At 42.7% G+C, this 13,777-nt stretch carries 6 protein-coding genes; 4 read left to right on the top strand and 2 right to left on the bottom strand.

Annotation, left to right across the window (positions count from 1 at the left end; translation table 11 throughout):
* Window positions 1-94: 94 nt before the first annotated feature.
* Together O3Q51_05705 and O3Q51_05710 are read left to right on the top strand one after the other, a co-directional pair.
* The gene (locus tag O3Q51_05705) at window positions 95-5,473 is read left to right on the top strand and encodes a hypothetical protein (GenBank protein MCZ4408293.1); all 5,379 of its coding nucleotides are present in this window, start codon (window positions 95-97) and stop codon (window positions 5,471-5,473) included.
* A 5-nt stretch (window positions 5,474-5,478) separates the two neighbouring features.
* On the top strand, window positions 5,479-5,697 hold the full coding sequence (locus O3Q51_05710; protein MCZ4408294.1) for a cold shock domain-containing protein: 219 nt from the start codon (window positions 5,479-5,481) through the stop codon (window positions 5,695-5,697).
* Between the two features lie 2 nt (window positions 5,698-5,699).
* Here O3Q51_05710 and O3Q51_05715 read toward each other — a convergent pair whose 3' ends face one another.
* Window positions 5,700-7,157, bottom strand: a complete 1,458-nt coding sequence (locus O3Q51_05715; protein MCZ4408295.1) for a DUF5106 domain-containing protein — start codon at window positions 7,155-7,157, stop codon at window positions 5,700-5,702.
* 43 nt (window positions 7,158-7,200) lie between these two features.
* The gene (locus O3Q51_05720) at window positions 7,201-8,802 is read right to left on the bottom strand and encodes a peptide chain release factor 3 (protein ID MCZ4408296.1); all 1,602 of its coding nucleotides are present in this window, start codon (window positions 8,800-8,802) and stop codon (window positions 7,201-7,203) included.
* Window positions 8,803-8,885: 83 nt separating this feature from the next.
* Here O3Q51_05720 and O3Q51_05725 point away from each other — a divergent pair, with 83 nt between their 5' ends.
* A complete protein-coding gene (locus O3Q51_05725) occupies window positions 8,886-10,571 on the top strand; it encodes a PQQ-dependent sugar dehydrogenase (GenBank protein ID MCZ4408297.1) in 1,686 nt (561 codons plus the stop codon).
* Window positions 10,572-10,782: 211 nt separating this feature from the next.
* Entirely contained in the window at window positions 10,783-13,773 is a 2,991-nt protein-coding gene (locus tag O3Q51_05730) for a PKD domain-containing protein (GenBank protein ID MCZ4408298.1), read from the top strand.
* The last annotated feature ends 4 nt before the right edge of the window (window positions 13,774-13,777 follow it).

Consider the following 13,777-nt stretch of genomic DNA (forward strand, 5'->3'; position numbering starts at 1 on the left):
GAAGAAATTCTTCGATATTTGTGCCAAATTGAAGCACCTGCAAGGGCTATTTGTGACAAGTCTTATTCAAACTTTCCGTACTTGCCTGATAGGCATGTTTTTCTTGTTGGTGATGCCTCTCGGTATTTTCGCCCAGGACGACCTGAATATTCACGGGGTAGTCTCTGATGCGATGACATCTTCAAAGCTTGGAGATGTAAAAGTTACAGTAAAGAAAGACGGCAGCGTTCACGACAGTTTTACTACTCGTGCTAATGGTAAATATGAGTTCTATCTGGACTGCGGTGCAGATTATGAGTTCATTTTCAAGAAAGACGGATACGTCGATCGGTCCATCAAGATCAACTCAAAAGGAGTTCCGGAAGAAATCATCGGTGCAGGTATAATCATGCCTACGGACATGAGTATGTATGAGATCACTGAGGCCATGGAGGGTGCCGACTTAAGCGTTTTTGACAAACCCATTGGAAAAGCTTCCTACGATCCGGCGCAGGCCGATCTGATTTGGGATTTTGCCTACACGAATCAAGTAAAAAGCGATATTTTCAAATTTATTCGCGACGTAGAAAAGAAGCAAAAGGAACTTGAAAAGGAAGCCACTGCAGAGGAGAAAGCTGCCATGGAGCTCGAAGAGAAATTCAACGAGTTCGTTAAGAAAGGTGATGATGCCATGGCTGCCGTTGATTATGAAGATGCGGTTCTCAACTATCAAGCTGCACTGGACTTAAAGCCTGGTGATGGCGCTGTTCAAGCCAAATTAGGCGATGCTCAGACGAAGTGGAATGATCAAAAAGCTCAACAGAAACTCGATGCTGATTACTCAGCGGCTTTGGATGCCGGTGATAGCTTCATGAGAACTGAAGAGTACGAAAACGCCGTCGAAAATTACAAAGAAGCTCTTGAACTTCGACCTGAAGAAAGCTATCCCAAAGATCAAATTGCCGAGGCAGAAAGAATTATTGAAGAACTCGCAGCCGCCATGGCCAACCAAGAGCAATTCAATAAGTTGATGGCCGAAGCTGATGGTTTTTCTGATGAAGAGAAGTTTGTTGAAGCGATAGCCAAGTACGAAGAGGCATTGGTCGTTATTCCGGGCAATAGCGAAGCTGAGAGTAAACTTGCGAAGGCGCAGGATGCATTGGCAAATATTGAAGAGAATGCAGCAAAGAAGGCTCAGTATGAAGAGCTAATTGCGTCGGCTGATGCAGCTTTTAAGGCTGACAAATACGAAGAAGCAAAATCCACTTACGAAGAAGCGTCGGATGTTCTTCCCGACGAAGCTTATCCAAAAACTCAGATTGAGGCATGTGATGCTAAATTGAGCGCTTTAGCGGATGCCGCTGAAAAGAAAGAGGCATTTGACGAGCTGGTTGCCGAGGGAGACGAGGCTATGACTGGCACGGACTATGAGAAGGCGGTAGGGAAGTATGAAGAAGCATTGGGGTTGATTCCAGGAGAGGAGTCCGCAGTTTCTAAATTGGCAGAAGCCAAAGGTCTTCTTGGCGAATTGTTGGCTGAGAAGGAAAAGCAAGAAAACTATGATGCAATGATCAAGGAAGCCGACGATGCCTTCTCTGATGAATCATATGATTTAGCGAAAACTAAATACCAAGAAGCCAAGCAGCTTATTCCTGAGCAAACATATCCATTGGATCAGATTGTAAAAATTGATGCAATTCTAGCTGAATTGGCCGGTGAGAAAGCTGCTCAAGAAGCATATGATTCTGCGATGGCAGCGGGAGCCAGCTCAATGGAGTCAGAAGACTATTCATCTGCAGTCGGACATTTTCAAGATGCCTTGGTAGCTATTCCCGATGATAAGGATGCCACCAAAGAATTGGCAAGTGCGAATGAAGCTCTTGCCGAGCAGCAGGCAGGGATGGCTCTAAAAGAACAATACAACACATTGATTTCATCGGCAGATTCAAAATTTGACGCTGCTAACTGGACTGAGGCCATCGCTGATTACGAAGCAGCATTGGCCGTTCTAAAAGATGAACCGTACCCACAAGAAAGGATAGAAGAGGCGAATGCAAATATTGAAAAAGAGAAATCTGAGGCAGAAGCGGCGGAATTGCAAGCGGCTTTTGATGCTTTAGTTGCAGAAGGTGACAATGCCCTTGGAGTGGAAGATTTTGATACGTCAATTCAGAAATACGAAGAGGCTTTGAAACTAATGGAAAGCCCTGAGGTAGAGGCTAAACTTGCCGAGGCAGAAGAAGCCAAAAAGGCATATATGGCTGCTCAAGGATTGCAAGAACAGTATGATGATGCCCTCGCCAAGGCAGATGAGAAATTCCAAGCACAAGATTGGGAAAAGTCGATCGAACTATACGAGGCAGCGAGTGCTTTAAAGCCTGAAGAGGATTATCCCGTTGACCAATTGGCTCTTGCCACAGAAGAAATTAATGCTGCTGAAGCAGCAGCACAGGCCGAGCTTCAAGCTCAGTTTGATGGCTTGGTTGCCGAGGGAGACAAAGCTTTAGAAGATAATTCGTTTGACTCGGCCATTGCGAATTTCCAAGAGGCATTGACTATCTTGGAAAGTGCAGAGGTAGAAAATAAAATAGCGAATGCTGAAAAACTCAGGGAGGAATTTAAAAAGCAACAGAGCATAGGAGAGCAATACGATGAAGCCATTGCAAGTGCCGATGCGCTATTTGCCGAAAAGGCATGGTTGGAAGCTAAATCAAGCTACAAGGCTGCTTTAGAAATAAAACAGGATGAGCAGTACCCAAAAGATCGAATAGCTCTCATAGAAGAAACCATCGTTGCCGAAGAAGCAGCTCGACAAGCCGAGCTTCAAGCTGATTTTGATGCGCTGGTAGCATTGGGTGATAAGCTGTTGGAAGAAAAGTCGTTCGATCCCTCCATTGAAAAGTACGAAGAGGCTTTGGCCATAATGGAAAGTACGGAAGTAGAAGATAAAATAGCTAATGCCCGGAAACTTAAGGATGAATTCAAGGAGCAACAGAGCATAGGCGAACAATATGATGAAGCCATCGCAAGTGCCGATGCTTTATTTGCAGAAAAGGCATGGTTGGAGGCAAAATCAAGCTACGAGGCTGCATCTGAAATTAAGCCTGACGAGCAATATCCGAAAGACCGCATAGCCCTGATCGATGAGTCTATTGCAGCTGAAGAAGCTGAGAGACAAGCAGAGTTTGACGCATTTGTGGCAGCTGGAGATAATTTCGTTGTTAACAAATCTTTTGATGAAGGAATTGCACAATATGAGCTGGCACTAGAAGTAATGGAGAGTGCGGAAGTAGAAGAAAAAATGGCAGCGGCTCAATCTGCGCGAAATCAATTTGAAGACGCTCAGGCCAAACAAAAGCGTTATGAGGAAACCATTGCCGAAGCGGATGTTGATTTTGGTCAAGAGAACTGGGATGCCGCAAGATCTTTGTACGAAACTGCCGGAGAGATTCTACCCGATGAGTCTTATCCGAAAGATCAAATTTCATTGATCGAGCAAAAGATTGCTGAGGCCGATGAGGCTGCTATAGCTGCTTTACAAGCCGAAAGAGAGGCTCGTGTAAATGCGCTGGTGGCGGAGGGAGATGCGAGTTTCGGGCAGAGTGAATTCGCTACTGCGATTGGTAAATTTGAGGAGGCTTTGAAGATTTTACCCGAAAGGGAAGATGTTGGTGAAAAGCTAAGTGAAGCTGAAGCGGCATTGTTGGCTAAACAAGAATCTGAAGCGCTGGAGCAAGCCTATATTGAAGCTATTGATGTAGGGAATAGTTCTTTTGACAAACAACAATGGGAGAGTGCTTTAGCTGGTTATGAAGCGGCTCTAGAGATTAAACCAAATGAAGCATATCCGAAGGAGCGTATTGATGAAATAAATCTGAAGTTGGATGCTGTTGCTGAGGCCGAAAGGTTGGAACGCGAGGCTGAGCTTAAAAAGGACTTTGACAAACTGATTGCGGCAGGGGACAAACAATTCAATAAGACTAAGTTTGAGAATGCGTTGGAAGAGTACCAATTGGCTTTGAACTTGCTTCCTGATAATGAGTTGGCTAGGCAAAAGGTTAAAGCTGCTCAAGAAGCACTGGGAGAGCTTGAGGCAGATAGAGCTGCCATGAATAACTACAATGCTGCCATCGATGAGGCGGATGATCTTTTTAAAGGAGAGAGCTACGAAATGGCTAGACTGAAGTATAGCGATGCATCAGACATTATGCCCAATGAGGAGTATCCGAAAAACAAGATGGTTGAGATTGACTTGATTTTGGAAAAGCAACGCTTAAAGGAGTTAGCTAATGAAAAAGATGCACTGGACCGCGCTTATCAGGCTGCCATCGATAAAGGTGACGGGGCCTTTGCTTCCAATAGTTTTGATGAAGCCAGAGCAGGTTACAATGAGGCTCTGAAGTTAAAACCCGACGAGACATACCCAAAAGGTCAGCTGGAACGAATTGATTTAAAAATTGAAGAGGCGGCAAATGCAGAACGCGAGAGGGAGCGCTTAGCTTCGTTGGAAGAAGAGCGAAGGTTGGCGCGTGAGAAGAGGCGTGAAGAATTGAATCGAGTGAATACCGATTCTGAAGACCAGGCAGAGCAATTTATGCGGGAGGCTAGAGAAGCTGAAGAAAACGAGCGCTACGAGCGAATCAAGAAAATGAAAATTCGGGAGGAGGATAATCTCGTTCAGTATGAAGATCAATCTGCTGAAGTACGAATGGCAAACTACCTGAGCTTTGAGGCTTATCGTAGAAAGTTTGCTGATCAGTATAAAGAACCTATTGAAGTTCAGGAATCCAAAGTCGGTAATTCGGTTAAGTACAAAAATGCACTTTTAGGTGCGGCAAGTCGACCGAGCGAAATGGATAAGGTGAGAAATGACGATCAGTACGCTGAAATCATGTCTCTTGAAGAAGAGATAGCCAGATGGAAGGCAGAAATGAGTGCAGCCGAAGACAAGCTGATACGCCAAGAGTACCAAAAATCGACAGAAGTATTGGCTGATGTTGAGTCAAAATCGTCAATGAGCTACAACGAGAGAGTGACAGCCAATAAGGAGTTTCAAGAGAGAACTGAAGAACGATATAGAGAAAGCGAACAGTTGGCTGAGCAAAGAAGAGAGAAGGCTGCAGAGTTGCGCAAACAAAGTGGTGAATACAATGATTATATCGCAGATTTGAACGAGAAGAGCATTGTGAATGCCAAGCAGAATAAGCAGGAGCTGACAGATCGCTACGCGGGTAGAGGTTCGAGCTCCACCATCTCAAGTGATGTGTACCGTTCTGAATTGGCTGAGAATTATCCGCAAGGAGTGACCGAGGAGAGCTCGACTCTTGGAAATAAAGTCATTATCACTCGGATTGTGGTGAGCGGAAAGAAAGGTGATGAGTACAAAAAAGTAGTAGATAAAGCGGGTGAATACTATTTCAAAAATGGACTCTCCATTTCAGAGAATACATGGAATCGAGAAACTATTGACGCCTTCAATAAAAGCAAAGATTAAATCGGATGGAAAAGAGCGAAGAGCAGGAGGGTACGGTTAAGTTTTACATCGATGAGAAGCTTTTTGGCTTCCTTACTGATGACAACACAGGAGAGGAGATTTACATTCCTGTATCAGGTCTGATCGATGAAATTAAAAAGGGTTCCAAAGTCTATTACACTCCATCAGAAGGAAAAAAAGGAGTAGAGGCAATAGATGTAAAGATCAGAAAGGGTAAACGCTAATTTTACTCTGCGTCTTTATCTTCCTTGGTAGCTTCTTTAAATCTTTGCAAGAAATCTCCTATCTGTTCTACACCGATATCCTTTGCTCGTATAATTCTTTCCTCATCCAAAACGAATATTTTAGGGGTAGAGAAGATGTCAAAAGTCTCTTGAAACTTCAAGCTCTCGTAGTTGGTTTTCCCGGTAGTGATTAAGCGAGTAGCAAAATCGGCACTTTCAAAGGCCAGTTGTGGTATGGCCACATTGTAAAAACTCATCTCATTTTTTTTTATGAATTTATTCCACTTGTTGCTGTTGTCAGAACTTACGGCGAAAACGGCTAAATCATCCCCTTCATATGTATTGAAAAACTCAACGAGTTTTGGAGTTTCCTTCTTACAATGACCACAGTCGGGATCGTAGAAAAACAGAACAACGTATTTCGTTTTTATGTCTCTGTAAATGCTGATCCAATTCTCTCCTGTCGTATCGGCTAATGTCAGGTTGGGCGATTTCTGCCCGATAAGCGTCTTTCTTTTGGAATCGGCCTTTTCGATAATGGTTTTTAGTTTTTCCTCATCCATCCAGTGAGCCATTCCCGTCTTGTAGTATTTGTCAACCATGTGAACAAATACCTCATCCAGCCCCATAATCTTTGACGTTTCAAAGTTATAGGTGGTGTAATGAACCGTGTATTTGAAAACTTCCGAATTGGGGTCTAATTTCTCAATTAAATCATCTATTGCGGGCATTAGCGTATCCGGTGTTTGAATGACCGTTTTATTCAAGAATGTTACCAGCTTGGTATGGTAAATAGGAGTTCTGACGATTCGATCGTCGGTCAAGTCAATATTATCGAAGTAGTGATTCTTAAACCAATAATAGCCCGCTTCTCGGTCTTCTCTCAATTCTTCAGGCACTTCAGGATCAATGGACATATAAATCTCATCTGCTGCAAATTTATTGGGGTACTTCTCCTTTATGGATTTTTGATAATCCATCACTTCAGTATTCAGCTCGCTATATTTTTCTTTTACTTTCTCGGCAACTTTCGGATTGTCTTTGTTTTCCTCCATCTCGGCTATCAATTTCTCACGCTGTTCTTTTTTTGCAGTTAAATAGTTGAGATACCCGTACATGATTTTATTGTTCTCAGATTCCAGAACTTCCATGTTTCCCGTCAGATCAGAGGTATCTGATTTCATGTGTATGTTTTCTCCGTCTGCTATTACTAGTTCGAAAAATTTTGGTCCGGGAGCTACAACGGCGTACTTTCCTTGTGCTTCATCTGCAACAGCTCTAAAAGAACACTTGCCTTGAATATCAGTATATGCTGTGTCAGCATAATAGAGCTTTTCACCGTAGTAGTTTGCCAAGTAAATAACCGTATCCTCAGCTCCAACTATTTGGAATTTATAGGCATCATCTTGAGCCAGGGCTACATTTCCGATGAGTAATAGAAAGAACAGTAAATGCTTCATGTTTAATTTCAATTTTTCAGGATTAACCAATAACCATGCTAAATCAAGAAGCCATTGCTTCTTTTTTGAATTCACTCGTATAATGAAAATTAATTTCAGGATAGTTTTGTTGTTCAAGTTTCAGAATCCACGCGCTTGGCGCCAAGAACACGTCATTTCCGTCTTTATCCTTTACAATGTCGCTAGCCTTTATTCGAATGAATTCATTTAGTTTTTCTTCGTTATCAGAAGTCAACCAGCAAGCCTTGTAATAGTTCATTCCACGAAATTCGCACTTCGCTCCGTATTCGTGTTCCAATCTGTATTTGATTACGTCAAACTGAAGTTCGCCAACGGTTCCGATGATTTTCTTGCTCCCCATCTCTCTAACAAAAAGCTGGGCAACACCTTCATCAGTAAGCTGTCTTACACCTTTTTCGAGTTGCTTGGTCTTCATGGGATCTTTGTTTTCCAACTCCTTAAATATTTCAGGAGAAAAACTGGGGATACCTTTGAAGCTCATCACTTCACCTTCAGTTAACGTGTCGCCAATCTTGAAGTTGCCCGTGTCGTAGAGGCCGATTACATCACCGGGGTAGGCTTCCTCAATGGTACTCTTTTCACTGGCCATAAAGCTCGACGGATTCGAGAATTTTATATTCTTGTCCAGCCTTACATGATGAAAGAATGTGTTTCTTTCAAATTTGCCGGAGCAAACCCGCAAGAATGCAATTCTATCTCGGTGCTTAGGGTCGAGGTTTGCGTGAATTTTAAACACAAAACCGCTGAATTTTTCTTCTAATGGTTCTACTTCTCTTTTATCTGTTGAGCGAGCCAAGGGTTGTGGCGCTACATCAATAAATGTCTCCAGAAGTTCTTTCACCCCGAAGTTGTTCAGTGCACTTCCAAAAAAGACGGGTGCTAAATCTCCTTTGAGATAGGTTTCGCGTTCGAAAGGCTCGTAAACCCCGTCAATCATTTCTACTTCTTCTCGCAAAGTATCGGCAGGCTCGGTGCCGATGATATCGTCAAGTTGCTCTGAGTCCAAATCTTTAATTTCGACTGTATCTGAAGCTATCTTGGTTTTATTGACAGAGAATAACTTGAGGTTTTTATTGTACAAGTCGAATACGCCCTGGAACGTGGGGCCTATTCCGATGGGCCAACTCAAAGGGCGTACATTTATGGATAGCTTTGCTTCGAGCTCATCCAAAAGATCAAACGGGTCCTTACCATCGCGGTCCATTTTATTCACAAAAATAATTACAGGTGTATTTCGCATTCGACACACTTCCATGAGTCTTTCTGTTTGCGCCTCAACACCTTTTTGACAGTCGATTACCAAGATTACACTGTCTACAGCCGTCAGTGTTCTGTAAGTATCCTCAGCAAAATCCTTGTGACCGGGAGTGTCAAGAATATTGACCTGCATCCCATTGTAATTGAATCCCATTACGGAGGTAGCAACGGATATTCCTCTTTGACGCTCTATTTCCATAAAATCGGAAGTAGCAGTCTTTTTGATTTTATTGGACTTAACAGCACCTGCAGTCTGAATGGCACCTCCGAAAAGGAGGAATTTCTCAGTCAGGGTTGTTTTGCCCGCATCAGGGTGAGATATGATGGCAAAGGTCTTTCGGGTGGAAAGTGCTTCTTTTAGTTTCATAAGAATCCTATTCGGCCGCAAAATTAATGATTCTAGAGCCATACTTGTTCGTTTATTAGTTTTGTAAAAAAATTCAACCTGTTATGACAAAATTTTCCATCACTGCATTTACTCTAATGTTCTCATTTGCTTGCTTCTCGCAAAGCGGAGAAGTTTCTCAGCTATCTTCAAATGAGCTTAAATACCAATCTGGTGAAGATGATAACACCGAAAATGGAACGGAGGGTTCAGGTAATTTTTCAATCGACGAGGAAACCATCTTAACTGAAATATCCTCTGCTACAACGATTACTCATGCGGGGGATGAGAGAATATTCGCTACAGAACAGTCGGGTCAAATCAGAATTTTTTATCGGGATGGATCCGTTGAAGACGAGCCTTTCATGGATATTGAAGATAGGGTTACTTCCGGCGGTGAAAGAGGCCTTCTAGGTTTGGCATTCGCTCCGGATTTTTGTGAGTCTGGTCGCTTTTACGTGAATTATACTGCTCAGGATGGTGGACTGGTTACGCGCATATCACGTTTTACAATTGATTCAGAAAATCCTGCCTTTGGTGATCCGAATTCTGAAGAAATTCTGATTCAGTTTAATCAAGATTTTAACAATCACAACGGAGGACATATTGAGTTTGGCTCCAATGGGCTACTTTATATAGCAACAGGCGATGGCGGATCGGGTAATGACCCAAACAATAGATCTCAAGATATTACATCTTATTTGGGCAAAATGCTTCGCATCGATGTGAGCCCAGAAACGGGTTATGAGATTCCTTCTGATAATCCATACATATTTGATGACTTCGGCCAAGATGAGATATGGTCTTTTGGTTTAAGAAATCCTTGGAAGTTCGCTTTTGATAGGGAAACAGGCAATATGTACATCGCAGATGTCGGTCAAAACGCATTCGAAGAAGTGAATTTCGAACCCGTTGATGCTGAGGGAGGCATCAATTACGGATGGCGCTGTTATGAAGGTAATGCTGATAATATTTTATCGGGCTGTACAGCTTCAGATTATGTCTTTCCAATATTAGATTATCCTCATACAGGAGGGAATTGTTCTGTAACAGGAGGAAGAATTTATCGTGGCCCTTCGTTTGAATCTTTTGACGGATGGTACTTCTACACAGATTTATGTTCAGGACAATTTTGGGCTGTAGTTCAAAATGGAGAGGTAACTGAAATTCAAGAGTTCGGAACAATAGGACAAAGCTTTGTTTCCACTTTCGGCGAGGATGTCTGGGGAGAAGTATATTTTTCAAATAGCAATGGTATTCACCGCCTTATTGATCCGGAAGATGAGTTGGTAGACCCTATAGTTCAATCAGGCAGTGTGCTTACTTCAACATTGGATGGTGCTTCATATGAGTGGTTTTTAGATGGTGAGCAGGTAGGTAGTGCTGCTCAGCTGGAATTAACCGAAGTTGGAGAATATACATTAGTGATAACCAGTGAAAACGGCTGTCAAGTTGAGTCCACCATTGAGGTTACTTCATTAAGTAACCGTGACTATTCCATTGCAAGAAACCCATTGACTGTTTTCCCGAACCCTGCTAAAGAATCAGTTATGATTGATTTTGAAAGCTACAGTCTGGACGCACATTCATTAGCGATTTACTCCATTGATGGGAGATTGATTCGAGTGGAGCGGGTAAACACAAACCGTTTGGAATTGAATTTGAACAAGTACACAAAAGGTGCATATATTCTAAATTTACTAGATGTTTACGGCAATTCCATCGCTCAATCCAAGCTTATCAAGCAATAGCCATATGAATTGAAATAAAATGGAGTCGTGATTCACGGCATCCATTTTATTTTTTTTTCGTCAGTTGAACGAGAAAGAAGAGAAAGAGTATCTATAAGGAAGTAGATGTGGAAAACTCTTGATTCTTTGGTGCTTGTGCGTCCCCTAAGTTTTCATCTTTGGTCGCGTGAGCTCAACCATTACCAATGATTGACCTGTTAATACTGATGCAATGAGTAGCCGTACAAATGTAAATCCTTATTTTCACGGAATTAATTCAAATATTTGGCGCTTAATTTTCACACAAAGTGAACGTTTTTTCAATTCTATGAGGACTGTTGGGTTTCTTACAATCGCGTTTTTACTGTTATTCACACTTGGTGCTTCAACGTCTGGAAGTGCCCAGATTTATGAAGAAGACTTTGGCGATGATCCATTTGGATGTGGGGGACAAGGTACCTTAGCAAATGGTTTTGATCCGGGCCAAGGTGCTTGGAATGTTACTCAAGTTGGAACAAATGGTCCAATTGCGAATAGATGGTATATTAGTAACTCTGCGGTCGGCAATGGTTTTTTAGGAGGTTGTGTAGATGACTGCTTCTTCGGAGGTCAACGAACACTTCATATTGGTAATGCCAGCGGGAATGTGGATTCAGGTGCCTTCTATGATGAGCCGGGAAATGGATTTCCTTTTTTGACGGCAACTCGAGCTGAATCTCCCGTAATTGATTGTTCAGGTTCATTTACTAATACAGTAACTGTCCGTTTTGCGCACAACTCTTTGAATATCGCCGATTTTGCTCGAATAGAATACTTCGACGGGGTTAATTGGAATACGTTACAAAACTTCACCAATTCAGGCCTGTGCTTCGGTGGTCCCAATCTGATTTGGGATGAAGTTACCATTCCTTTACCCGCCTCTGCTAATAATAACGCAAATGTGCGCATTGGTTTTACTTGGTTCAATGATGATAGTGAAATAGGGGCAGGTCTAAGAGCTTCTGTAGCTGTAGATTTTGTTCGTGTTGATGCAGGTCCACCTCCGAGTGCGCCGGCTCCCGCGTTTTCTGTGTTGGATGGAAATACTGATTTCTGCGAGCTCTCTTGCATCACCTTTATTAGTGAAACTGTTTTTGATCCTTTTTCTACAGGTGCAGGTTCTGCGACCTATGCTTGGGAGTTTGAAGGAGCTGTTCCAGCTACAAGTGCTCTGCAAAATCCATCGAATATATGCTATAACGAGCCCGGAACATACGATGTAACTCTTACAGTCACTGATAATATAGGAACCGGGGGGCCGCTTATTCAAAACGGATATATCACGGTGCAGGATTGTGGTCCGACTATCGTTGTTGAAATTGATAATGCTACGCCATGCTCAGGAGAAGAATGTGTGAATTTAACATCTGATAACTCAATTGGTGATATCAATCCGGCTACTTGGCAATGGATCTTTACCAGTGCAAGTGGTCTGGATATTGTGAGTTCAAACCAAGCCAATCCGACCAATATTTGCCTTAACGAGATTGGTTTTTATGATGTCTCGGTTTCTGTTTCCAATTTTGCGGGTATTCCGGAAGTAGTAGAATTGCCAAACTATATTGAAGTGTTGGATTGTACAGGTCCTGAAATTGCCTTCTCAGTTTCTCAACAAGTGTTCTGCGTAGGAACTTGTGTCCAGTTTACTGATGAATCTACTTCAAGCAGTCCAATAACCGCATGGAACTGGACACTTCCGGGAGGGCAAGCTGTCGGTGAAACAGAGCCGGGTATCTCTACCCAACAAAATCCCGAAGTGTGTTATGATATCCCGGGTTCATATTGGGCAGTATTGTCGGCTACCGATGCTCAAGGGCCAACAGCAAGACCTGATAGCATCCTGATTACCGTTGATCCTTGCACAGGTCCTATTGTGGCAGACTTTGGTGCTTCAGATACATTGATATGCGCAGGGGATTGTGTTGATTTCCAAAATCAATCATTAGGGTTTCAAACGGACTACACATGGATTTTTGGTGGTATCAATCAAACATCGACTGAAGCAAATCCTCAGGTGATTTGTTATGAGTCGCCTGGTTCTTATGATGTCACTTTGATTGTAGAGAATGGAATTGACATCCCTGAACAGATTATCAAGACGGACTTCATCGTTGTAGAAAATTGCATCAATCCTCCTGTACCAAGAATTTCGGTGAGTCAAGATACCATCTGTGCGGGAAAATGTGTTGATTTCTTCGACGAAAGTACCGGATTGGGAAGCGAATTCTTCGAGCATGAATGGACTTTTGCTGGTGCAGTGGAAGGGAGTGAAACGTCTACAGATGCGAACCCTTCTCAAATTTGCTACAACAACCCGGGAACATACGATGTAGTGCTAAAAGTGAAAAGACTGAGTGTTCCTGATAGTGCTACTCAAGTCTTTACTGATGTGGTAACCGTTGTCAATACTCCTGAGTGTCGCCCAACTATTATCCCTAACATTCCTGACACTATTTGTGCAGGAGATTGTGCCTTCTTTTCTGCAGACTTTATCGATGCAGATTCTGTGCGATGGACCTTCACGGGAGGTACTCCTGAAACGAGTACAGCTTTCGAACCTGGCCTGGTATGCTTTCCGGAAGTTGGAGACTTCTTGATTGTACTTCAAGCCTACAATGAGTCGGGTGAAGCACCTCCTGTGATTCAAACGATTTTCGCCGGTGAGCGCCCTCCATTGAATGCAGGACCGGATATTACCATCAATTCAGGAGCAGTTGTAGAACTTACAGCTAGCCTTGGAGGTCAAGTGCCGAATGGAACATTCTTATGGCAACCTTTTGATCAAGTAGACAACTTTAGGGCACAAACAGTGCAGATATCACCTGAAGAAACGACAGCATTTATTGTCTATTATGATCAAGATAGCTCTTGTACTGCCATCGATACTGTAAATGTTACGGTGAATTTTGTAGCTGCTATTGGAGTGCCGAATTCATTCTCACCCAATGGTGACGGAAGAAATGATGTACTTCGAGTATTGGGGCAAGGCATAACACGAATGGAATTCAAAATATTCAATCGATACGGTCAACTGGTTTTTGAAACGACAAATCAAAATGAAGGTTGGGACGGATTACACAACGAAAAAGAACTAAACGCAGGCACATTTGTGTACACACTTGAGGTAACCTTCGCAGAGGGTAATCGTGAGGTATATACCGGTGATGTAAATCTTGTTCGATAAATCA

This window comes from Cryomorphaceae bacterium 1068 (genome assembly GCA_027214385.1).
Classification (GTDB): Bacteria; Bacteroidota; Bacteroidia; order Flavobacteriales_D; family Cryomorphaceae; genus JAKVAV01.

Bases quoted from the DNA above. Each gene is read 5' to 3' on its own strand.
- O3Q51_05725 (MCZ4408297.1), top strand. From the start codon at position 8,886: ATGACAAAATTTTCCATCACTGCATTTACTCTAATGTTCTCATTTGCT.
- O3Q51_05730 (MCZ4408298.1), top strand. From the start codon at position 10,783: ATGAGTAGCCGTACAAATGTAAATCCTTATTTTCACGGAATTAATTCA.
- O3Q51_05715 (MCZ4408295.1), bottom strand. From the start codon at position 7,157: ATGAAGCATTTACTGTTCTTTCTATTACTCATCGGAAATGTAGCCCTG.
- O3Q51_05710 (MCZ4408294.1), top strand. From the start codon at position 5,479: ATGGAAAAGAGCGAAGAGCAGGAGGGTACGGTTAAGTTTTACATCGAT.
- O3Q51_05720 (MCZ4408296.1), bottom strand. From the start codon at position 8,802: ATGAAACTAAAAGAAGCACTTTCCACCCGAAAGACCTTTGCCATCATA.
- O3Q51_05705 (MCZ4408293.1), top strand. From the start codon at position 95: ATGTTTTTCTTGTTGGTGATGCCTCTCGGTATTTTCGCCCAGGACGAC.